Here is a 20,905-nt window from a genome sequence, read left to right as displayed (position 1 = left end):
TGTTAGTATTAGTTACTGCTGTAAATATTATCAATTTCTGATTTGGGAGCATATACATACTTTCCCATTTGCCTGATTGGAATAGCAAACTTTCGAATATGCTTATAAACAGAGCTATCAGATATTCCAAACTTCTTTGAAATCTCACCGATTGTATAGCAATCTTCAGGTTCGAGGCGGTATAATTTTACTTCCGACAATTCTTTCGTTACAGATACATCTTCACGAGTCGGAAACATCTTTTCAATTACTGTACGGTCAAGTCTCAAAAGTCGAGTACCTAAATTGATTGCGGGGATTCTCCCTTGACGTATATATCTGTATAATGTAGTTTTAGCCACTCCGAAAAGAATTACTGTTTCTGGAACAGAAATATATTTACGGTCATCTGGTATTCTACTGGCAATCGCCTTCCTTTGCTCTTCCTTTTTCAGCTCTCTTTTTCTTTCACGATATGCAGTATCACTACACTTTTTAGAACAATAGATTGAACTTACCGTCTTAGGCACAAACGATTTTTCGCATATCGCGCATTGCTTTTGAATCATATTCACAACCATTTTCAACGCTATTTAAGTTCCACAAACAACCTTAAGTATTCATAAGTTCCACTTTACCGTCAATTAAGTTCCGGCACAGATATGGTACAAATATATGACAAAAAAGAATGAGAAACTATTTTAGAAAATAATTTCTCACAAATAAAAAACGCAGTAAATCAAAGACTTACTGCGTTTTACTAATTATTGATTATTGTTAATAATCGCTATCTATTTGACTTCTTCAAAATCAACATCGGTTACTTCACCGTCGTCTTTTGGCTGTCCCTGTGCACCGGCATCAGGTCCGGCTTGTCCGGCGTCAGGACCTGGCTGGCCACCTTGTGCTTGCGAAGCGTTGTACATCTCTTGCGAAGCAGCCTGGAATACGGTGTTCAGCTCGTTCATCGCTGCATCAATTGCAGCTAAATCTTTTGAAGCGTGTGCTTCTTTCAGCTTTTTCAATGCATCTTCAATCGGGCCTTTTTTGTCTGCCGGCAATTTGTCGCCAAACTCTTTCAGTTGCTTCTCGGTCTGGAAAATCAAACTGTCAGCCTGGTTAATTTTGTCAGCAGTTTCCTTTGCTTGCTTGTCAGCTTCGGCATTTGCTTCAGCTTCCGATTTCATGCGGTTAATTTCCTCATCCGAAAGTCCAGAAGAAGCTTCGATACGAATCGACTGCGATTTACCTGTTGCTTTATCTTTAGCATGAACATGCAAAATACCGTTGGCATCGATATCGAAAGTTACTTCAATTTGCGGAATACCACGTGGTGATGGTGGAATTCCGTCTAAGTGGAAACGACCGATGGTTTTGTTACCCGATGCAATTGGACGCTCACCCTGCAAAACATGAATTTCTACTGAAGGCTGATTATCCGCGGCAGTGGTAAATGTTTCCGACTTTTTGGTAGGAATAGTAGTATTGGCTTCAATCAACTTAGTCATTACACCACCCATGGTTTCAATACCCAACGACAGTGGTGTAACATCAAGTAACAATACATCTTTTACTTCACCGGTTAAAACACCACCCTGAATAGCAGCACCTACAGCTACAACCTCATCAGGATTTACTCCTTTTGATGCATCTTTACCAAAAAACTCTTTTACTTTATCCTGGATGGCAGGTATACGAGTTGAACCACCAACTAAAATAACCTCGTCAATATCGCTTGCAGATAATCCGGCATTTTGTAATGCTTTACGACAAGGTTCGATAGTTGCGTTGATTAACGAATCGGCCAGTTGCTCGAATTTCGCACGCGATAAAGTTTTTACCAGGTGTTTTGGAATACCGTTAACCGGCATAATATAAGGCAGGTTAATCTCGGTTTGCGACGAGCTCGACAATTCGATTTTTGCTTTCTCGGCAGCTTCTTTCAAACGTTGCAATGCCATTGGGTCTTCGCGCAAGTCAATACCTTCTTCGCTTTTAAACTCGTCGGCCAACCAGTCGATAATTACCTGGTCAAAATCGTCACCACCAAGGTGTGTATCACCATCGGTAGATTTTACTTCGAAAACGCCGTCACCCAGCTCCAAAATAGAAATATCGAAGGTACCACCACCAAGGTCGAATACCGCGATTTTCATGTCACGATCCATCTTATCCAAACCGTATGCCAACGAGGCAGCAGTAGGTTCGTTAATGATACGACGAACAGTTAACCCTGCAATCTCACCAGCTTCTTTGGTTGCCTGACGCTGCGAATCGTTAAAATAGGCAGGAACTGTAATAACGGCTTCAGTCACTTCTTGTCCAAGATAATCTTCAGCTGTTTTCTTCATTTTCTGAAGTGTCATTGCCGAGATTTCCTGAGGTGAATATTTTCTGTCGTCGATTTGTACACGTGGTGTGTTGTTGTCGCCTTTTACCACTTTATATGGTACACGGGCCACTTCTTTCGATACACGATCAAAAGTTTCGCCCATAAAGCGTTTAATCGAGAAGATAGTTTTTGTTGGATTGGTGATTGCCTGACGTTTTGCAGGATCGCCAACTTTTCGTTCTCCGTTTTCTACGAAAGCAACGATTGAAGGTGTTGTACGTTTTCCCTCGCTATTGGGGATAACTACAGGTTCGTTACCTTCCATTACAGAAACACAAGAGTTTGTGGTTCCTAAGTCAATTCCGATAATTTTTCCCATTGTTATATTTTTTAAGTTTTTATTGTTCTAAAAATTACGCTTGCCATTAATCAATGATTGTGCCATGAGAAAATCGGCCGTATGAATGTAAAATCTGACACACTATTGCTCAATGATGGTAAAAATCGTGTCAGGAGTGGTGACAAAACGACAGTGGATTTACGAATATTGAATAAAGACTACCGATTTTAGATTAAACAGATGGGTTGGTTAGTAGAAGCGTTGTAATGCTTTTACTTGTTAAGGGGCACTGCCAAGGTAAGGCAGATTATTTTTCTTAATACTTACTGCGGTAAATCGACAGCGAAAACTCGGGTCCCGGCACCACAAACTGCTCACCATCGGCAATGCGCCATGCAAAATCAAGTTTTATTCTCGATTTTTCGCTGAGTTGAGAATAATAGCCTAAATACGGAATAAGGTTATGACTCAGACTACCCACATCATCAAAATTATTCAACTCAATGCCCGGAACGTATCGCATTCCAAAATCGAATTGTGTTCGCAGGTTAGGATAATAGCTCCAGCCTAAACTAATTTCGGCTGTTGCCCAATCGCGGCTGACATTGGCATTATTCAATATCCCATCGTTATTCTCAATATCCTTTTTTGTATAGCGGTTGTAAACCATTCCTGCCGAAATATTTCTATTCCATTTTACATTCACATATTTGGCATTATCATATTGAATGTACCCTCCGTAAAGGAAGTCCGGTTCCTGGTTATAATATTCAAATTGTGGCCCAATTTCAAATCGACTTCCCTGGTACCGCGGCTCAAACTCGCTGTATTGCCATTCGGCTGCCATCGATTCGGGAGAAGCCAGAACAAAAGTGCTTCGAATAAAATCAACTACTTCAGCCATTTCCTTTTCAGCACTATGTCCTTCTTTATAATTGCGATGGTGTTTAATATTGGCTATTACCTGTGCAAATTGTGCAATTTCGTAATCAGAAAATAAACGACCGGGGTAATATTTTTCGAGCAGGTAATGAGCCGTCATCAGGTGGTTCATTGGACTTAAACGCCCGGTTCCCCAGCCGGCTTTGGCACTTAATCCATACCTGAAACGATCTTTAGTAGTACTTTCATCAACCGGGCTTACAACGCCCAACAACTCGGTACTCGAGCCATCGAGGTTTTGTTTAAAAACATCGTAGCGGCCCCAGGCATTAATATCAAAAACGGTATAACTTTTTGCATCGTAGTAGTAACGATAAAGGTAATCTATATTGGCGGATGTTCGGAGTCCGTAAAAATCCTGGTCGGCAGCAATGTTTTCCACATTCGAACTGTCCACCCAATCGCCGTATCCACCAAAGGGGCCTGTTTCAAAACTCACGCTCAACCGTTCTTGTTTGTAATCCAGCAAGTTCCAATAATTACCTGCCAGCCTAAACTTTCCATTTAACAAGGTACGTTCTTCGTTAAAACGGCTTTCGTCGCTTAACAATTCTTCGGTTTCTTTACTAATTCCCAATAGAAATCCGGTAGTTAATTCGCTCTTTTTAAACGAAACCACCTCGTTACTGATGGCATCATCCTGGGCATTGGCCCCAACAAAAGCCAATACACTAAACAGAAACAGAAGAATTCCGGGGTATACGTTATTTAGTTTTCTCATTTTCCGACGTTGAAATTAGCCACAAAGAAAATAAACCTACTGAAAACTTTGGGCATAAACCGGTTAATAAAAGTTAAGCAACTAAAGCTATGTTACGAAAAAGGGCTTGCTTTTGTGCAAAATAAAAGGTTTGGTTAGTTTTGCAGTGTAAACAGAATTATATAACAGACATGTCAGTACATAGCGAAGTTCGGAAAGTTACCACGCACCGTTTATCGGAAATGAAATTGCGTGGCGAAAAAATATCGATGTTAACCTCGTACGATTACAGTATGGCCCAACTGGTTGATGAAGCCGGAATTGATGTTATTCTGGTTGGCGATTCGGCATCGAACGTAATGGCCGGGCATGAAACCACGCTGCCCATTACTTTAAACGAAATGATTTACCATGGTGCCTCTGTGGTTCGTGCCGTAAACCGTGCCCTGGTTGTTGTTGATTTGCCTTTTGGAACCTACCAGGGTAACTCGCGCGAAGCCCTGAGTTCGGCTATTCGCATTATGAAAGAAACAGCTGCCGATTCGGTAAAACTGGAGGGGGGCGAGGAAGTGATTGAATCGGTAAAACGTATTCTATCTGCCGGAATTCCGGTTATGGGGCACCTGGGGCTAATGCCACAATCCATCCATAAGTTCGGAACCTATACCGTGCGTGCCAAAGAGGATGCTGAAGCGGAAAAACTGATTAACGATGCCAAATTGCTGGAAGAAGCAGGGTGTTACGCCATTGTATTGGAGAAAATTCCGGCCTCGTTGGGCGAGCGTGTTGCCCAAGAGCTAAAAATTCCGGTAATTGGAATTGGTGCCGGTGGTGGTGTAGATGGACAGGTTTTGGTAATTCATGATATGCTGGGGATTACACAACAATTTTCGCCACGCTTTTTACGCCGTTACCATAATCTGGCAGCCGAAATTAAAGGCGCAGTTGGTAATTATATCAACGATGTGAAATCGCAGGACTTCCCCAGCGATAAAGAACAGTATTAGGATTTATGTTACTGTCATTTTTTTTGAAGGAAGAATAAAGGAGAATTGAAAATCAGCGGAGCTAAATTTTTAAATTAGAAGCAGATTTCTCCTCTCCCGAAGTTTCGGGATGATTGAAATGACAATAAGCAACGAGAATGGACGTAATTTACGAAGACAACCATATTATTGCAATTAACAAGGCATGCGGCGATGTGGTGCAGGGCGATAAAACCGGCGACGAAACGGTTATGGACAAGATAAAAAAGTTTCTGAAGGTGAAATACAACAAACCGGGAAACGTGTACCTGGGCCTGCCACACCGCCTCGACCGGCCAACAAGCGGAATTCTGATACTGGCAAAAACAAGCAAAGTACTGCCACGGCTCAATAAGCTTTTTCAAACCAAAAATGGCATGCGAAAAGTGTATTGGGCTGTGGTTGACAAACGTCCACCCAAATACACCGACACGCTGGAGCATTACCTGCGCAAAGACCAGGAGAAAAACCGGAGTTATGCCTACACCGAGCCTCGTTCTGATGCTAAATTTGCCAGCCTTACCTACCGCCATGTTGCCAGTATCGAGCGTTATCACCTTCTGGAAATTGAAATTCATACCGGCCGTCATCACCAGATCAGGGTACAGCTACGCCAATTAAATTTGCACATTAAGGGCGATTTAAAATATGGAGCCCCACGATCGAATAAAGACAAAGGGATTCATTTACACGCACGACAGGTTGAGCTGATTCACCCGGTGCGAAAAACACCATTAACCATTGTTGCCAATCCTCCAAAAGACCCGGTTTGGGATGAATTTATGAAACTGTTTAAAGCCGGGAAATTTAGTCCTGTGGAGGTTTGAACTGAGAGGGCTGATGGGATGAGTGATTGTGGAGATGATTCAGGGATTTTAATGCTTTAATGCTACAATGCTTTATTTCAGGTAAAATAAAAATTTGTATCTGCCCACTCGCATTACTCCTAAATTACAGTTATTCTACACTTTTGCCTTTTTTCTTTTTCTTGAAACTCTCTATTCCAAATCCTTAGGTTTAAAAGCAAATGGCAGTAAATTATCGGCGCCTTCAAAAACCTGGATTCGCTTACGACCATCAAGAATTATGCGCATGTGTGCATTGTACCGCGATTCAGTTTCAACTAACCCCTGCCTGCACGAGCCACAGGGTTGCGCCGGGTGCTCTACAATTCCGTGTGCATTTTTTGCCGTTACGGCAATGGCTTTAACGGCCACATCAGGATAAGTAGAGTTGGCATAAAACATGGCCACACGTTCGGCACACAGCCCGTCGGTAAAATCGGCATTTTCCTGGTTGCTTCCTAAAATCATTTCACCATTTTCAAGTAAAAGGGCAGCACCCACCTGAAATTTTGAATACGGGGCATAGGCATTTTTGCAAGCCTCGCGGGCTGCCAGCAGTAACTTCTGATCAGCATCGGGCAGTTCCACAACCGCATCGTATTCGCAAACCATTATTCGCAGTTCCTTTCTTCGCATAAAAAGGTATTTTTCTCAAATGTACAATTTTATATTAAATGGTTATCCTTCAGCTCAATTTTCATTTCGGTAAGTATTCTTTCTTTTAAACCGTTTCCGGTTTTCACCAACCAATTCCATAAACTTTTCAAATTCCATCCAATAAACCAGGCTTACTCACGTTTCATTGTTTATAAATTGCTCTGTTTTTCATGGGTAAATACCAACGGGTATTTTATTTTTGGCAGCAGCAAACTTTGTAACAGAAACATGAGACACCTATTTTCCACCCTACTACTTACACTACTTGTTATTAATGTTTTTTCGCAACGAATTACACGCGAAGAATACATCAGAAAATGGCAACTGTTGGCCATTGAAGAAATGAACCGCAGCGGTATACCAGCTAGCATAACCATGGCGCAAGGCTGCCTGGAGTCGGGAAACGGGAACAGTGAACTCTCGCTAAAATCGAACAACCACTTTGGTATTAAGTGTAAAAAAAGCTGGAAAGGAAAGAAGGTTTATTACGATGACGATAGGAAAAATGAATGTTTCAGAAGCTACCGAACGGTAGAAGATTCATATATTGACCACACTAACTTTCTGATGCAAAACCAACGCTATGCATCGCTTTTTCAGTTAAAACACACCGACTACAAAGGCTGGGCAAAAGGTTTAAAAAAAGCAGGTTACGCCACAGCCCACGATTATGACAAACGTTTAATTCGGATTATTGAGGAAAACAAGCTGTACCGCCTCGATAAAAAAATGACCTTTAACCAGATTGAAGTGCAAACAGCTCATAATGTTCTGGATACCGACACCTCGGGCAAACTAACGATTACTCCGTTTAATTCGCACGAGGTGACCAAATTTAACCGGGTAAAAGCAGTAGTTGCCCAAAAAGGAGACACCTACGAAATACTGGCGCAGGAACTTGGCCTGAAGGATTGGGAGTTGTATAAATTTAACGATCAGCGGCCGGGCTATCGTCCGGTACCCAATGAAGTAGTATATATAAAACCAAAAAAGAATAAAACCCAAAAGAATAAACTCACACACCGTGTGCAGGAAGGCGAAACCATGCATTACATCTCGCAATTGTACGGGATAAAGTTAAAACCACTGTATCGTCGCAACGGGTTGAAAAAGGGGCAGCAACCTCGCCCGGGCCAGGTAATTTATCTGCGGAAGAAGAAGTAAGGAATTGAGAGAATAAAGGCTGAATTGACCATTGCTTGAATGCTTTAATACATCCTCCTCACTTTGTGAATCCTGGTGATTTATGGGTTTAACTCTTCGTAAAAAGGCGGAAAAAAACAATCCGTTTCCGAAGCACTATTCTTGTTTAAAATGAAGGTATTGTTATGAAGATACCCTGTACATAAAATACCTTAAAAGTACACGGTCTGCAAACAGTACAAAAACCACCAAAAGGGTTACACCCACCACCAACGACGCATTTGCAGAAAGGAAAGTCAACCAACCCGATACCGTAACATCGTACCAAACAAAGGCCAAAACCGCAGCAACAACCATAATCCCAAGTATAACTGCCAGGTAAATAGCAAATTCCTTCAGGTATTGTTGCCATGCAAAACGCCGCTCCACTTTTTTAACAAGAGCATCGGTAAAATTCTCCGACAGTTTGAATTCCGGCTCCAAGGTTACAGCCTCTTTAAATAATTTGTCTGTATTAAAATTCCGATCGTCGTTATACATAGTCAACAAATATATTAGTTTGTTCCAAACGGGCAACTTTTTCAATCTTGCCTTTTAATAATTTACGCGCCCTACTCAGGTAACTTTTTATGGTACCTTCGGGCATTCCGGTAATTTCTTCAATCTCTTTGTACGAGAACTCTTCCAGATGAAACAGGGTAATAACCGTTCGGTAGTTCACCGGCAAGGTCTCAATTAGTTGCAAGAGATATTTTTTTGCTTCTTCCTGCTCAATGCGTTTCTGGTTCAACCCCGGATCCTTTTCGGAAAGAATAAGCTTGGGTTCTTCGCTGTACGACAACTCTCCTCTTCGTTTTAGTCTCCGGTAGTGCGTAATTGCCGTATTGTAGGCAATAGTGGCAATCCAGGTCGACAGTTTGGCATCACCCCTGAAGCGTTTTAATTGTTTAAATACCTTAATAAAAACCTCCTGACAAATGTCTTCCAACTCATCTTCCTGCTGAATAACGCGTCCAACTACGTGCATTACAAGCCGTTGGTGTTTCGAAACCAAAAACCTGAATGCATGGCTATTTCCGTTTAAAACCTGCTGAACCAGTTGCGCATCATTCATAATTAAACCATCTGACTCGGCAAGGTAGGCAAATGTTACAATTATTTTTTAAAAGTTTAAAGACCAGAAACCATGGCCCAAAGAAAAAGGTGCCTGGTAAATCGTTAATTTACTTTGTAAGTTTTCATTTTGAACAGAAAGCCAAGGGATAACCCTAAGCATTTTATATATTTGCGCAGATTTTTTAAAAACGATTGATTCATTCACGATCAGAAATAAATTTTATACAGATGAGTTTTGTACAAGAGCTGAAATGGAGAGGCATGTTGCACGATATTATGCCGGGAACTGAAGAACAACTTGAAAAAGAATTAACAGCAGCCTATGTTGGCATTGACCCAACAGCCGATTCGTTGCACATTGGACACCTGGTTGGAGTAATGATGCTAAAACACCTACAATCAGCAGGGCATCAGCCCATTGCCTTAATTGGTGGTGCCACCGGAATGATTGGCGACCCATCAGGCAAATCGCAGGAGCGTAACCTTTTGGATGAACCAACACTTCGACATAACCAGGAATGTATAAAAGCTCAGCTGGCCAAATTTCTTGATTTTGAGAGCAATGTTGATAACGTGGCGCTACTGGTAAACAATTACGACTGGATGAAAGAGTTTTCATTCCTCGATTTTATTCGCGATGTGGGTAAACGTATTACCGTAAACTACATGATGGCGAAAGATTCGGTGAAAAAACGCCTGGGCGAAGAGTCGAAATCAGGAATGTCGTTTACCGAATTTACTTACCAGCTGGTTCAGGGTTACGACTTTTATCACTTGTTTAAAAACAATAACTGCCGCCTGCAAATGGGTGGCTCCGATCAGTGGGGAAATATTACTACCGGTACCGAGTTAATTCGGCGTATGGACGGAGGAGAAGCTTTTGCATTAACCTGCCCGCTAATTACCAAAGCCGATGGTACCAAATTCGGCAAAACAGAATCGGGCAACGTTTGGCTCGATCCGGAACGCACATCGCCTTATGCTTTCTTTCAGTTTTGGTTAAACACTTCAGATGAAGATGCCGAGCGTTACATCAAAATATTTACCATGCTGCCAAAAGAAGAAATTGATGCTTTGATAGCGGCACACCAGGAAGCACCTCACGCCAGAAGTTTACAGAAAAAACTTGCCGAAGAGGTTACTGTAATGGTACACTCGCGCGAAGAATACGAAATGGCAGTTGAAGCTTCGCAAATACTGTTTGGCAAAGGAACCGCCGAGCAGCTACGCAAACTAAACGAAAGCACCTTCCTGGCTGTTTTTGAAGGCGTTCCCCAGTTTAATGTGGCAAAAGAAGAACTGGCAGCAGGTATCAACGTTATTGATTTACTGGCTGAAAAAACAGCAGTATTCCCATCAAAAGGAGAATTGCGCCGAACCATTAAAGGAAACGGACTAAGCATTAACAAAGAAAAAATAAATAATCCTGACCTAATCGTTAACAACGATTTCCTGATTGGCAATAAATACATTCTTGCGCAAAAAGGAAAGAAAAATTATTACCTGATAATTGCTGAATAATCGGGTAATAATATACTAAAAACTTCACGCAAGCGTTGAAATTACACGATCGAATAGAAACCACATCTTATGGATAATTTTTTTGATAACCGGCGAATTCTGAACCTGATTTGGAAGCGCAAATTTCACTTTATAGTTGTTGGCTTTATTGCCGTTGTTTTATCAGCTATTTTTTCAGGACCGGCATTCATCACGCCAAAGTTTAAATCAACAGCGCGTATTTATCCCTCAAACATCTGGGTACTGAGCGACGAGTCGGAAACCGAGCAAATGCTGGAGGTCCTTAACTCTAACGACATTAAATTTAGAATGTTTGATGCTTTTAACCTGCATGAGGTGTATAAAATTGATAAAAATGACCCACAGTTTTATACCTACATGTTTGCCGAGTATAATACCAATGTAAGTGCCAGTAAAACTGAATTTGAAACGGCTGAAATAAAGGTTATGGATGAAGATCCGCAACGTGCTTCAGATATGTGCGATTCGATAATTACTTTCTATAATCAAAAAGTACGGGAAATACATAAAGCCAAAGACAAAGAAATGGTTGACCTCACCCAAAAACAAATCAATAAAAAGAACGATGAACTAAAAATATTTCAACACCAGCTCGACAGTATACGCGAGAAATATGGGATAATAAGTTACGGCCAGGTTTCTGAGGTTACACGCGGTTATATGAGTGCGCTGGCTACAGGCAGAAGTTCAGCTTCCGACACAAAAAAAATTGAAAGAATTTACGACAATTTGTCAAAAGAAGGCTCTAATGCTTTGATTGTTGAAAACAAGTTCAGGACTACAATTCAGGCCATCGACTCGTTACAGTTATTATACGATGCCCACCTGAATGAATACGAAAAAGAAATTACCTACAGCCATGTTGTGGAATATCCGTTTCCGGCTGATAAAAAAGCGTATCCCGTACGCTGGCTAATTGTAGCCTTTACTACCTTGTCGGCGGTATTTTTTGCCTTGTTGGTATTCCTGGTTCTCGATTACGGAAAATTCGACTAATTTGCTGCAAAAGGCCGTCATACGAACAACTCTTTTTTACCTCATCTCAATTGGGTTTATTTTATTAAACCTATGGTTTGTGGTACAAAAGCATATGCTTTATGCCAATGTTTTACCCCTTGTTTTTGCCATTGTTTTACTGGCCGTTTATTCGTTCGACAAGGTAGTTTACCTGATTGCCTTTCTGGCACCCTTGTCCATTCCACTTCGCGAGTATTTGCCCGGTATCGGATTTGACATGTATATTCCAACCGAGCCCCTACTCTTTGGCCTGCTCATCCTCTTTGTTCTAAAAATTATTCAGCAACGAGAATTTGATCGAAAAATTCTCTTTCACCCAATTTCTCTGGCTGTTTATTTGAATCTATTTTGGATTTTAATAACCAGTGTTACCAGCAGCATGCCCATTGTTTCGTTTAAGTTTTTACTAATGCGCATTTGGTTTGTTGTTGGCCTGTACCTGCTAACGGCGAAACTATTCAGCAAGGGTAAAAACATGGAAAAATATGTATGGCTTTATGTTGTTCCGCTGATGTTGGTTATCGCCTATTCTACCTATCGGCACCTGGGCTATGGCTTGTGGAATAAACAAGCTGCGCACTTTGTAGTGTCGCCATTTTACCGCGACCATACTTCCTACGGAGCGGCCACCGCTTTTTATTTACCTTTTTTGGTGATGTTTACACTGAACAACTATTTCACAAAAAAAATGCGATTTTTGGCTGCACTGGCACTGGCGGTGGTTTTTCTGGGCTTTGTTTTATCGTACAGCCGGGCAGCCTGGCTAAGTATTGCACTAGCATTTGGTGTTTGGTGCATTATTAAATTAGGTATTCGTTTCAGAACACTATTCTTTACAATGGTTTCGGTTATTGGTTTATTTGTGATGTTTCAGTCGCAAATACTCATGAAACTCGAGCAAAACTCGGAAGAATCATCAGCAAATATGATGACCCACATTTCATCGATGGCAAACATTAGCTCCGACGCCTCGAACCTGGAGCGAATAAACCGCTGGAGTTGCGCCCTGCGCATGTTTGCCGAAAAACCGGTTTTTGGTTACGGACCGGGAACTTATATGTTTAAATATGCACCGTATCAACTGAGTAAAGACCGAACAATTATTAGCACCAACTCAGCCGACGGAGGTAATGCCCACAGCGAATATTTTGGGCCCATGGCCGAATCCGGAGTAATGGGAATTGTAACTTACCTGCTCATTATTGCCATGGTTATTTACACTGCTGTTAATAGCTACACCCGACTAAATGATTACCGGTTGAAATCTATTGTTTTGGCTGCACTCATTGGGCTAATTACCTATTACATTCACGGTTTAATGAATAACTTTTTGGATACCGATAAAATTTCCGTGCCTTTTTGGGGGTTCACGGCAATGGTTGTTGCCATAGATATAATTTCGCGGCAATCAGCAAAAGAAACAACCAGCAAGCCCGGGTAACACGGTTTTAACATCCAAAGATCTAATTTAAATAGCTCGCTAATTCCGAAAGTTTCATCTGGCGATCCATTGAAAACGATGTGCTCTCGCGCTCAACTTTGGACAGTAAAAAATAGGCTTTCCGAAAGAAATTTATTTTGCGCTCCTTTTCCTGCGTCAGCTCGCCCTGTTCTTTTAAAACAAAGGCAACCATCTCTATTTGCTCGTTTCCAAGTTCTTTTTTAGTTTCCAATAGCTCCATCAGCTCTTCAATCGAAAGTTTTTCAATAACCTCATCAATTTTAAGAAACGAATAAAAACGTTGAATTTCTTCTTCGGCTTGCTCAGCTTCTCCTTTTTTTCGGTAACGCAAAATCTTCTGAATAACCTCAAACAAAAGCATTAGTTGGCGCATCAGGTAATCTTTCTCCACTCCCATAATAAAAACTCTAATTCTGTTTTCGGAAAGATAAGTCAATTTGGCTACTTTTGGAAAAAATTTGAACATGGGATATTTCGACGACCTTTTTCCGGACAGCTATGAAGACGAATTAAAGGAAGGAAAAGACTTTTACATGGAAAATGGTTACCGGGTAATGACCGAATCATACCTGGTTAACCGTGGCTATTGTTGTGCCAACGGTTGCCGCCACTGCCCTTACTGGCCAAAGGCTCAAAAAGGAAATACCACGCTCAGAAAAAAATAGATATGCAAGGAAAAGAGCTAAGAATAGTTTTTATGGGAACACCCGATTTTGCGGTGGCCAGTTTAAAAGCACTGGTTGATGGCGGTTATAATGTTGTTGGTGTTATTACTGCTCCCGACAGGCCTGCCGGACGAGGAAAGAAATTACATCAATCGGCAGTAAAACAATATGCCGTTGAGCAAAATTTAACTGTACTTCAACCCGAAAAACTCAAAAACCCTGGGTTTATTGACGAGCTAAAAGCTTTAAAAGCCGATTTGCAAGTAGTTGTTGCTTTTAGAATGTTACCCGAAATTGTTTGGGATATGCCCCGTCTGGGTACTTTTAACCTGCATGGTTCGTTATTGCCGCAATATCGCGGAGCTGCCCCTTTAAACTGGGCGATTATTAATGGGGAAAACCAAACCGGCGTTACCACTTTTTTACTCGATCATAAAATTGATACCGGCAAAATTCTTTTCCGTAAATCAATTGATATTTGGGAAAACGACACGGTTGGCACCATTCACGACAGCTTAATGAACATAGGCGCAAATCTGGTTATTGAAACGGTTGATGCACTTGCGTCGGGCAATTGCCAGGCTATTCCGCAAGAAGAACTGGTTGCTGAAAGTGATGAAATAAAACATGCACCAAAAATTTTTAAAGAAGATTGTAAAATTAACTGGTTGGCAGATGTTGAAATGGTACGCAACCTTATTCGCGGACTTTCGCCCTACCCTGCCGCATGGTGCACTTTGAAACACAAGAAAACGGGCAAAGAAATTGCCACAAAAATATTTATGGCACTGCGCGTTGAAGACAATAAAAACACGCCTGCAGGAACCTTGGAAAGCGATGGGAAAAACTTTTTAAAAGTAGCCTGCTCCAATGGTTGGCTGCAAATTACCGACCTGCAAATCGCCGGAAAGAAAAGAATGAAAGTTCAGGATTTTCTTCGGGGGTTTCAACAGATAGAAGAATATACTTTTCAATAAAAATAAATTAGTGATAGTATCACTTGAAATGATACTATCACTACTATCAACTATTTCTTAACGGCTTTTCCGTTCATGATAAAGAAATAAATCAGGAAACCGAGCGCAATACAAACCATCAGAATACCGATGGGTAACACGGCCTGGTGTCCGCGCACCATTTCGCGATTAAACAAGCCCAGTACTTCAATAATAATAAAACCTAAGCCCGTCATTAAGGCAACCAGCCCCCACTTTAACGAAGGATACCGATTGGCTTCATCCGATTCACTTTTAGGTTCTTCTAAAATTCCAACCCTGTCGTATTGTTCTGCTTTAATCAGCTTTCGCTTTAACAGGTGTGTTGAGAACAAACGAATAATGTGATACGATCCGAAAAATACGATTGCAACGGCAATTAATTCTGTCATAATTATTTGTTTTAATTTATTTTCTGACCGTTTGACTGCGGAAGATTATAAAATGTTGCAAGTTTTTCAGAATAATTTTTAAAGGAGATTAATTGCATCCAAAAAAGCCAGTAAAATAACGGTAACGAAAACAATGTTATACATAAATGACAGCGCAAAAAACTTGAGCACGACTTTTACCAGCGACTGCCCATAAAACTTTTTAACAGCAATTATTAGGTACACGGGAACAGAAAAAACCAGAATACTACTAATTGCTCCTGTTTTTACTTCAAAAAGCAGGTTCAGTCCAATCACTAAAGACAATACCATAAAAATGAAAGCATGAATGTGAATGGAAAATACCAGGTGACGCATATAGTTTTGTTTCCGGCGAATGTAAATCAGTTTTAGAATAAGCGCAAACAAAGGCAACAGTAGAAAAAATGCATACGAAATGTATTTTAATATTTTAGCAACAGTGGCTTCAGGCGAACGCAGCAACTGAATGTTTTTGTGAAGTTCTGCTCGTTTATCGGGGTCGGTTTCACTTTGCAGCTCCTCCTGCATTTTATCGGCCTGTTTGTTTAGCGCCAGCCTGATATTGCGCGAATCGCCCCAATTTCCAAAATCAATCGTCTTTGCCTTTTTTCCAATATTAATACTATCCAGGTTGATATCATTTTCAGCAAAAACATCGTTTAGCGCTTGCTTCTCTTCTGGTGTAAGTTCATCATTTATCTGGTTAATTATAGAATCGGCCGCAACAATAGAAGTCGAGTCAATTTTAACTTTTGCATCCTTTAAATCTGAATCTAAAACAGTTGAAAGCCCCCGATTGGTAGCAATTTGCAGTAAAAAGAAGAGAACAAAACTAACAAAAACAAAAATTCGAAAAGGAGGTGTATAACGTATGCGTCGTCCGGCAAAATACTCTTTTGTTAAAAATCCGGGCCTGGCAACCAAGGCAAACAATGTTTTAAAAAATCGTGTATCGAAAGCAAAAAAGTCGCCCAAAAAATTAATAAAGATAAAACCAAAAGGCCGGTCATATTCTTTAACTGCCTGCCCGCAATTCGGACAGTAATGTCCCGAGAAATTTGTTCCGCAGTTTAAACATTCAAGATTGATGTAATCCGCCTCGTTGACTTTTCGCGTAAAACGTTGTTTGAGTTTATACCACATGTTCTTTCTTCTGCTTATCTTTCATATCAATTTCCCATACATCAATAAACGGGAAAATTGAAGGGGCAAACGACCGAATAGGTTCGTACATGCGTGAGTTAGCTTTGGTCTCGCGAGGAAGAATATGTACGTCTTCATCAATTTTATCGAAAACTACCAGAACAATACTCAGAATTAAGGCTGATTTTAAAATACCAAAAACCAGGCCTGCCAGTTTGTTGACAAAACCAAGCAACACTGCTTCAGCAAGTTTACTTACTGTATTGCCAACAATGTGCACCAAAACAACAATTACAACAAAAGTAATTACAAAAGAAATAATGTTCATATGGTCCGATTTCATATTAAAATTCTCTATAAGAAAATCGGTGGTGATGTACGAAAATTTGATGGCTCCCCAAATTCCAAGAATAAGAGCAGCCAACGATGCAATTTCAGCAATCAGTCCTTTTCTGAAACCATTTATTGCAGCCAGCAACAAAATTATGCCTAAAACAATATCGATGTAATTCATAATGTAATTTATTTAGTCGTCAGGTATCCCCGAAAAAATCAGCTGATTCAACTAAGCAGTGGTAAATATAAAAAAACACATTCAGTATAAAAACCGGCGAATCGGTGAGGTATCATTTTTTTAAGTTAAACGGTATTGTTTTATCATTTATTTTCTGAAATACTTATAAAATTCGGCTATTAAACCTAAAGATGGGCTTGTATATTTGAAGCAATTATTCATAAATTTGGCATCCGTATCAATAAACGTAAAAAACATGCCTTTACTAAATTCAGTAATAAAGTGGGTTAATATTAAGCGAAACTACCAAATACAGTATTACCGCGAGTACCCGCACGAAATACAGAATGAAACCTTATTTAGTCTTTTACAAAGTGCAAAAAATACAGAATGGGGTAAAGCGCACCGTTTTGCTGATATAAATACGCATGAGACTTTTCAGGCAGCAATGCCCTTACAAACCTACAATGATATTAAACCCTATGTTGAGCGTTTACGCCAGGGAGAAAGAGATTTGCTTTGGCCCGGAGAAGTAAAATGGTTTGCCAAATCGAGTGGCACCACCAGCGATAAAAGCAAGTTTATTCCTGTAACGCGCGAAGCTCTTGAAGATTGCCATTTAAGAGGGCCAAAAGATATTTTTGCACAATACATCACTTCTAATCCCGAGTCGAAAGTTTTAAAAGGGAAAATACTAACCCTTGGCGGCAGTCACCGGGTAAATAATTTTAATAACAATTCATATCATGGCGATTTGTCGGCCATAATGATTGAAAATGAGCCATTCTGGTCGGACCTGTTTCGAACGCCTGCTGCAGAAATTGCACTTATTGAGGAGTTTGAAGAAAAAGTTGAAAAGATAATTGAGACTACTCTCGACCAAAATGTAACAGCTTTTGCCGGGGTTCCATCGTGGTACCTCGTTCTTTTTAAACGTATTTTGGAAAAAACAGGCGCAGCCAACCTACTTGAAGTGTGGCCCAACCTGGAGGTGTTTGCCCATGGCGGTGTAAATTTCGATCCTTACCGCGAGCAATACCGAAAGTTTATTCCTTCAACACAAATGCATTACCTTGAAACCTATAATGCATCGGAAGGATTTTTTGGCATACAGGATAACGAACACCGCGATGACATGTTGCTAATGCTTGATTATGGCATTTACTATGAGTTTATCCCCATGTCGGAATTTGGAAATGATAATCCGCGCGTACTAAGTCTGGAAGAGGTAGAATTAAACGAGAATTATGCGCTGGTTATTTCAACCAATGCCGGCTTATGGCGCTATGTTATTGGCGACACCATAAAATTTACGTGTAAATACCCCTTTAAAATTAAGGTTACCGGCCGTACCAAACATTTTATAAATGCTTTTGGCGAAGAGCTGATTATAGACAATGCGGAACAAGCACTGAAAGTTGCTTGCCACCATACCGGGGCTATTGTAAACGAATACACCGCCGGCCCGGTTTTTATGGCCGACAACCAAAAAGGCGCGCACCAATGGATAATCGAGTTTGAAACCCCGCCCAAAGATATTGACCACTTTAAACAAATACTCGATAATTCCTTAAAAACACTCAACTCGGATTACGAAGCCAAAAGGCACAAAAATATGACTCTTGAAATGTTGCACCTAACCGTGGCTCCAAAAGGAACATTTTACAACTGGATGAAACAACGCGGGAAAGTAGGTGGCCAAAATAAAATCCCCAGGCTGGCCAATAACCGAAAATATCTCGACGAACTTATGAACATTCTGAAGGCTGGCCGATAAATTTTTTATACTTTAGAATTTCAAAAAAATACATCGAATATGCACATTGCAATAGCAGGAAATATAGGTGCCGGAAAAACGACACTCAGCGAACTTCTGGCCAAACATTACAACTGGACACCACATTACGAGGACGTTGATGAAAATCCATACCTAAACGATTTTTACAACGATATGCAGCGTTGGTCTTTTAACCTGCAAATTTACTTCCTTAACTCGCGTTTTAAGCAAATAATCGACATTCGGAAATCGGGTAAAACAATTATTCAAGACCGCACCATTTACGAAGATGCCGAAATTTTTGCACCAAACTTACATGCCATGGGGCTGATGAGCACCCGCGATTTTGGCAATTACAAATCGTTGTTCGACCTCATGGCAAGCCTTATTCAACCACCTGATTTGATGATTTATTTACGGGCTTCAATTCCTACCCTGGTCAACCAAATTCAAAAGCGTGGCCGCGAGTACGAAAATTCAATCCGCCTGGATTATTTAAAACAGCTAAACGAGCGCTACGAAAACTGGATTAGCGGCTACAAAATGGGGAAATTATTGATTATTAATGTTGATGATCTTGATTTTACCGCTAACCCGGAAGACCTGAGTTATGTGATTGATAAAATTGATGCTCAGATTCACGGTTTATTTTAGAGCTTTTACCACAGCATATAAAAAGAACTGCCATTTCAATTTTCATTTGAAATGGCAGTTCTTTTATGAATAGATTAGCCTACAATCTTTTCAATTTCGGCTTTAACTTCCGGCCATTGTTCATCAGCCAGGTTTGGCCCCATTACTTCTACAACTTTTCCGGAAACAAGCGCTGCAATTTTACCACAAACTTCAAGCGTGTAACCTTTGGTTAGGCCATAAAAAAAACCTGCCGCGTAGGCGTCACCCGCGCCTGTTGTGTCCAATGCCTTTGCAGGAATAACACCTACACGAGCCACAGCATTACCTTGTTTTATCATCGAGCCATCTTTTCCCACTTTTACAACAGCAATTTTATTGCCTTTCGCAATTTCGTGCAACGCCGCCTCCGGGTCTAGTCCCGTATACGATTTGGCCTCTTCTTCATTGGCAAAAACAATATCAACATAATCGTTAATAAGCGTTTTCAGAAAATCAAGATTGGCTTCCACAACATTAAAGCTCGATAAATCGATGGCAATTTTAGCACCTGCTTTGCTGGCGGCCACCGCACAAGCCTTAATCAAAGCATGGTTAAAAACCAGGTAGCCTTCAATGTATACATATTCATATCCGCGAAACAAATCTTCGCTTACCTCTTCGGGCAACATTTCGGCAGCAGCACCAAGGTAGGTTGCCATGGTACGTTCCGAATCGGGACTTACCAGGCCCATTACTCTCCCGGTAGCACTTTCACTCTCGAACAAATGTGTTTTTACGCCACGCTTTTCAAAATCATTCCGAAACAAATCACCCAACTCATCGCGGCCAATTTTGCCCATGTAACCGGCATTACCACCAAGGTTAGCAAGTGCACGCATTGAGTTGGCAACAGATCCTCCGGTGGCCAGTTCACTCTTGTCCGAAAACGTAGCGTCATAAATTACTTTCGATTTTACCGCATCAACCAATGTCATACTGCCACGAGGTAAACCAAATTGTTCAAGCACGGCATCGCTTTCTAAAACAGAAATTACATCAACTAAGGCATTGCCCAAACCTAAAACTGCCGGAGAATTATCTTTTGTCATTTGTTTAAATTTTTGCGTTGCAAATATCAGCATTTTTATCGAGGTAAGAAAGCTTGAACCGGCAAGCTAAACCAATCAGCAGGTGTTTTGTTTGTTGTAAAAAGTAAGCATATACATGAAAATTGAAGCCAACTCGCCAGAGGAATACATAAGCAAATTGAATGAACCCCGAAAAAGTGCATTTTCAAAACTGCGAAATGTGATAAATGAGAACCTGCCCACAGGTTTTGAAGAAACCATGAGCTATGGAATGATTGGTTATGTAGTTCCACATACTGTTTATTCCGCTGGTTATCATTGCAATCCGAAACTACCCCTTCCCTTTATTAATATTGCCTCGCAGAAAAATTTTGTTGCCCTTTACCATATGGGCATTTATGCCAATAAAGAACTAATGCAATGGTTTTTAAACGATTACCCAAAACATTGCTCTACAAAACCCGATATGGGGAAAAGCTGCATCCGTTTTAAAAAAATCGAACATATACCGTATGAACTTATTGCAGCATTGGTTGCCAAAATGACTTGCAACGATTGGATTTCCTTGTACGAAAAACAACTAAAATCATAAGGC

General features: G+C 40.7%; 22 protein-coding genes. 11 read left to right on the top strand and 11 right to left on the bottom strand.

What is annotated here, in order from left to right; genetic code table 11:
- Nucleotides 1-8: 8 nt before the first annotated feature.
- The 3 genes from QZ574_RS07085 to QZ574_RS07075 form a co-directional block, all read right to left on the bottom strand.
- Nucleotides 9-548 carry a helix-turn-helix domain-containing protein gene (locus QZ574_RS07085; RefSeq protein WP_297088248.1) on the bottom strand — a complete coding sequence of 180 codons (540 nt, stop codon included), beginning with the start codon at nucleotides 546-548 and terminating at the stop codon, nucleotides 9-11.
- Between the two features lie 222 nt (nucleotides 549-770).
- On the bottom strand, nucleotides 771-2,690 hold the full coding sequence (dnaK, locus tag QZ574_RS07080; RefSeq protein WP_297088246.1) for a molecular chaperone DnaK: 1,920 nt from the start codon (nucleotides 2,688-2,690) through the stop codon (nucleotides 771-773).
- 277 nt (nucleotides 2,691-2,967) lie between these two features.
- On the bottom strand, nucleotides 2,968-4,314 hold the full coding sequence (locus QZ574_RS07075; RefSeq protein WP_297088244.1) for a hypothetical protein: 1,347 nt from the start codon (nucleotides 4,312-4,314) through the stop codon (nucleotides 2,968-2,970).
- A 170-nt stretch (nucleotides 4,315-4,484) separates the two neighbouring features.
- Between QZ574_RS07075 and panB the strand changes: the two genes are divergently transcribed.
- Nucleotides 4,485-5,300: a 3-methyl-2-oxobutanoate hydroxymethyltransferase gene (gene panB / locus QZ574_RS07070; protein ID WP_297088242.1), complete on the top strand. Its 816-nt coding sequence runs from the start codon at nucleotides 4,485-4,487 to the stop codon at nucleotides 5,298-5,300.
- A gap of 137 nt (nucleotides 5,301-5,437) precedes the next feature.
- Entirely contained in the window at nucleotides 5,438-6,145 is a 708-nt protein-coding gene (locus QZ574_RS07065; protein ID WP_297088240.1) for an RNA pseudouridine synthase, read from the top strand.
- A gap of 171 nt (nucleotides 6,146-6,316) precedes the next feature.
- Here the strand turns inward: QZ574_RS07065 and QZ574_RS07060 are convergent, their stop codons facing one another.
- On the bottom strand, nucleotides 6,317-6,799 hold the full coding sequence (locus QZ574_RS07060) for a cytidine deaminase (RefSeq protein ID WP_297088238.1): 483 nt from the start codon (nucleotides 6,797-6,799) through the stop codon (nucleotides 6,317-6,319).
- Nucleotides 6,800-7,048: 249 nt separating this feature from the next.
- Between QZ574_RS07060 and QZ574_RS07055 the strand changes: the two genes are divergently transcribed.
- The gene (locus tag QZ574_RS07055) at nucleotides 7,049-7,984 is read left to right on the top strand and encodes a glucosaminidase domain-containing protein (protein ID WP_297088236.1); all 936 of its coding nucleotides are present in this window, start codon (nucleotides 7,049-7,051) and stop codon (nucleotides 7,982-7,984) included.
- A gap of 162 nt (nucleotides 7,985-8,146) precedes the next feature.
- Here the strand turns inward: QZ574_RS07055 and QZ574_RS07050 are convergent, their stop codons facing one another.
- Together QZ574_RS07050 and QZ574_RS07045 are read right to left on the bottom strand one after the other, a co-directional pair.
- Nucleotides 8,147-8,503, bottom strand: a complete 357-nt coding sequence (locus QZ574_RS07050) for a hypothetical protein (RefSeq protein ID WP_297088234.1) — start codon at nucleotides 8,501-8,503, stop codon at nucleotides 8,147-8,149.
- Nucleotides 8,496-9,077 carry an RNA polymerase sigma factor gene (locus tag QZ574_RS07045; protein ID WP_297088233.1) on the bottom strand — a complete coding sequence of 194 codons (582 nt, stop codon included), beginning with the start codon at nucleotides 9,075-9,077 and terminating at the stop codon, nucleotides 8,496-8,498. The genes QZ574_RS07050 and QZ574_RS07045 overlap by 8 nt, the downstream gene beginning before the upstream one ends.
- A 230-nt stretch (nucleotides 9,078-9,307) precedes the next feature.
- Here QZ574_RS07045 and tyrS point away from each other — a divergent pair, with 230 nt between their 5' ends.
- The 3 genes from tyrS to QZ574_RS07030 all read left to right on the top strand — a co-directional run bounded on the left by tyrS (nucleotide 9,308) and on the right by QZ574_RS07030 (nucleotide 13,079).
- Nucleotides 9,308-10,600: a tyrosine--tRNA ligase gene (tyrS, locus tag QZ574_RS07040; RefSeq protein WP_297088231.1), complete on the top strand. Its 1,293-nt coding sequence runs from the start codon at nucleotides 9,308-9,310 to the stop codon at nucleotides 10,598-10,600.
- A gap of 69 nt (nucleotides 10,601-10,669) precedes the next feature.
- Complete coding sequence (locus tag QZ574_RS07035) at nucleotides 10,670-11,617, top strand: Wzz/FepE/Etk N-terminal domain-containing protein (protein ID WP_297088229.1); 948 nt, start codon at nucleotides 10,670-10,672, stop codon at nucleotides 11,615-11,617.
- 79 nt (nucleotides 11,618-11,696) lie between these two features.
- Nucleotides 11,697-13,079 (top strand): O-antigen ligase family protein, encoded by a 1,383-nt coding sequence (locus QZ574_RS07030; protein WP_297088226.1) that lies wholly within the window; start codon nucleotides 11,697-11,699, stop codon nucleotides 13,077-13,079.
- A gap of 22 nt (nucleotides 13,080-13,101) precedes the next feature.
- Here the strand turns inward: QZ574_RS07030 and QZ574_RS07025 are convergent, their stop codons facing one another.
- Nucleotides 13,102-13,536 (bottom strand): hypothetical protein, encoded by a 435-nt coding sequence (locus QZ574_RS07025; RefSeq protein ID WP_297088225.1) that lies wholly within the window; start codon nucleotides 13,534-13,536, stop codon nucleotides 13,102-13,104.
- A 28-nt stretch (nucleotides 13,537-13,564) separates the two neighbouring features.
- On the opposite strand from QZ574_RS07025, the gene QZ574_RS07020 reads away from it, so the two are divergent.
- Both QZ574_RS07020 and fmt read left to right on the top strand, forming a co-directional pair.
- Nucleotides 13,565-13,765 (top strand): DUF5522 domain-containing protein, encoded by a 201-nt coding sequence (locus QZ574_RS07020; RefSeq protein ID WP_297088223.1) that lies wholly within the window; start codon nucleotides 13,565-13,567, stop codon nucleotides 13,763-13,765.
- Nucleotides 13,766-13,767: 2 nt separating this feature from the next.
- The gene (fmt, locus tag QZ574_RS07015) at nucleotides 13,768-14,742 is read left to right on the top strand and encodes a methionyl-tRNA formyltransferase (protein WP_297088221.1); all 975 of its coding nucleotides are present in this window, start codon (nucleotides 13,768-13,770) and stop codon (nucleotides 14,740-14,742) included.
- 50 nt (nucleotides 14,743-14,792) lie between these two features.
- Here fmt and QZ574_RS07010 read toward each other — a convergent pair whose 3' ends face one another.
- The 3 genes from QZ574_RS07010 to QZ574_RS07000 all read right to left on the bottom strand — a co-directional run bounded on the left by QZ574_RS07010 (nucleotide 14,793) and on the right by QZ574_RS07000 (nucleotide 16,830).
- Nucleotides 14,793-15,152 (bottom strand): DUF6249 domain-containing protein, encoded by a 360-nt coding sequence (locus QZ574_RS07010; RefSeq protein WP_297088219.1) that lies wholly within the window; start codon nucleotides 15,150-15,152, stop codon nucleotides 14,793-14,795.
- 78 nt (nucleotides 15,153-15,230) lie between these two features.
- A complete protein-coding gene (locus QZ574_RS07005; protein ID WP_297088217.1) occupies nucleotides 15,231-16,316 on the bottom strand; it encodes a DUF3667 domain-containing protein in 1,086 nt (361 codons plus the stop codon).
- The gene (locus QZ574_RS07000; protein WP_297088215.1) at nucleotides 16,306-16,830 is read right to left on the bottom strand and encodes a CvpA family protein; all 525 of its coding nucleotides are present in this window, start codon (nucleotides 16,828-16,830) and stop codon (nucleotides 16,306-16,308) included. The genes QZ574_RS07005 and QZ574_RS07000 overlap by 11 nt, the downstream gene beginning before the upstream one ends.
- A gap of 256 nt (nucleotides 16,831-17,086) precedes the next feature.
- On the opposite strand from QZ574_RS07000, the gene QZ574_RS06995 reads away from it, so the two are divergent.
- Together QZ574_RS06995 and QZ574_RS06990 are read left to right on the top strand one after the other, a co-directional pair.
- Nucleotides 17,087-18,607: a GH3 auxin-responsive promoter family protein gene (locus QZ574_RS06995; protein WP_297088214.1), complete on the top strand. Its 1,521-nt coding sequence runs from the start codon at nucleotides 17,087-17,089 to the stop codon at nucleotides 18,605-18,607.
- A gap of 39 nt (nucleotides 18,608-18,646) precedes the next feature.
- Complete coding sequence (locus tag QZ574_RS06990; protein WP_297088212.1) at nucleotides 18,647-19,261, top strand: deoxynucleoside kinase; 615 nt, start codon at nucleotides 18,647-18,649, stop codon at nucleotides 19,259-19,261.
- A gap of 74 nt (nucleotides 19,262-19,335) precedes the next feature.
- Here the strand turns inward: QZ574_RS06990 and QZ574_RS06985 are convergent, their stop codons facing one another.
- Nucleotides 19,336-20,331 carry an adenosine kinase gene (locus tag QZ574_RS06985; protein WP_297088210.1) on the bottom strand — a complete coding sequence of 332 codons (996 nt, stop codon included), beginning with the start codon at nucleotides 20,329-20,331 and terminating at the stop codon, nucleotides 19,336-19,338.
- Between the two features lie 115 nt (nucleotides 20,332-20,446).
- Between QZ574_RS06985 and QZ574_RS06980 the strand changes: the two genes are divergently transcribed.
- Nucleotides 20,447-20,902, top strand: a complete 456-nt coding sequence (locus tag QZ574_RS06980) for a DUF1801 domain-containing protein (RefSeq protein WP_297088208.1) — start codon at nucleotides 20,447-20,449, stop codon at nucleotides 20,900-20,902.
- Nucleotides 20,903-20,905 lie beyond the last annotated feature (3 nt).

The organism is uncultured Draconibacterium sp., from assembly GCF_913063105.1.
GTDB lineage: Bacteria > Bacteroidota > Bacteroidia > Bacteroidales > Prolixibacteraceae > Draconibacterium.
Note: the sequence above shows the minus strand (reverse complement) of the source record. Positions and strands in the feature narration are given on the sequence as shown.

What these genes read in the sequence shown, in the direction of transcription:
- QZ574_RS06990 (WP_297088212.1), top strand. Translation starts at nt 18,647, where the DNA reads ATGCACATTGCAATAGCAGGAAATATAGGTGCCGGAAAAACGACACTC.
- dnaK (WP_297088246.1), bottom strand. Translation starts at nt 2,690, where the DNA reads ATGGGAAAAATTATCGGAATTGACTTAGGAACCACAAACTCTTGTGTT.
- fmt (WP_297088221.1), top strand. Translation starts at nt 13,768, where the DNA reads ATGCAAGGAAAAGAGCTAAGAATAGTTTTTATGGGAACACCCGATTTT.
- QZ574_RS07010 (WP_297088219.1), bottom strand. Translation starts at nt 15,152, where the DNA reads ATGACAGAATTAATTGCCGTTGCAATCGTATTTTTCGGATCGTATCAC.
- tyrS (WP_297088231.1), top strand. Translation starts at nt 9,308, where the DNA reads ATGAGTTTTGTACAAGAGCTGAAATGGAGAGGCATGTTGCACGATATT.
- QZ574_RS07000 (WP_297088215.1), bottom strand. Translation starts at nt 16,830, where the DNA reads ATGAATTACATCGATATTGTTTTAGGCATAATTTTGTTGCTGGCTGCA.
- panB (WP_297088242.1), top strand. Translation starts at nt 4,485, where the DNA reads ATGTCAGTACATAGCGAAGTTCGGAAAGTTACCACGCACCGTTTATCG.
- QZ574_RS06995 (WP_297088214.1), top strand. Translation starts at nt 17,087, where the DNA reads ATGCCTTTACTAAATTCAGTAATAAAGTGGGTTAATATTAAGCGAAAC.
- QZ574_RS07045 (WP_297088233.1), bottom strand. Translation starts at nt 9,077, where the DNA reads ATGAATGATGCGCAACTGGTTCAGCAGGTTTTAAACGGAAATAGCCAT.
- QZ574_RS07085 (WP_297088248.1), bottom strand. Translation starts at nt 548, where the DNA reads ATGATTCAAAAGCAATGCGCGATATGCGAAAAATCGTTTGTGCCTAAG.
- QZ574_RS07005 (WP_297088217.1), bottom strand. Translation starts at nt 16,316, where the DNA reads ATGTGGTATAAACTCAAACAACGTTTTACGCGAAAAGTCAACGAGGCG.
- QZ574_RS07020 (WP_297088223.1), top strand. Translation starts at nt 13,565, where the DNA reads ATGGGATATTTCGACGACCTTTTTCCGGACAGCTATGAAGACGAATTA.
- QZ574_RS07050 (WP_297088234.1), bottom strand. Translation starts at nt 8,503, where the DNA reads ATGTATAACGACGATCGGAATTTTAATACAGACAAATTATTTAAAGAG.
- QZ574_RS06980 (WP_297088208.1), top strand. Translation starts at nt 20,447, where the DNA reads ATGAAAATTGAAGCCAACTCGCCAGAGGAATACATAAGCAAATTGAAT.
- QZ574_RS07035 (WP_297088229.1), top strand. Translation starts at nt 10,670, where the DNA reads ATGGATAATTTTTTTGATAACCGGCGAATTCTGAACCTGATTTGGAAG.
- QZ574_RS07060 (WP_297088238.1), bottom strand. Translation starts at nt 6,799, where the DNA reads ATGCGAAGAAAGGAACTGCGAATAATGGTTTGCGAATACGATGCGGTT.
- QZ574_RS06985 (WP_297088210.1), bottom strand. Translation starts at nt 20,331, where the DNA reads ATGACAAAAGATAATTCTCCGGCAGTTTTAGGTTTGGGCAATGCCTTA.
- QZ574_RS07065 (WP_297088240.1), top strand. Translation starts at nt 5,438, where the DNA reads ATGGACGTAATTTACGAAGACAACCATATTATTGCAATTAACAAGGCA.
- QZ574_RS07075 (WP_297088244.1), bottom strand. Translation starts at nt 4,314, where the DNA reads ATGAGAAAACTAAATAACGTATACCCCGGAATTCTTCTGTTTCTGTTT.
- QZ574_RS07055 (WP_297088236.1), top strand. Translation starts at nt 7,049, where the DNA reads ATGAGACACCTATTTTCCACCCTACTACTTACACTACTTGTTATTAAT.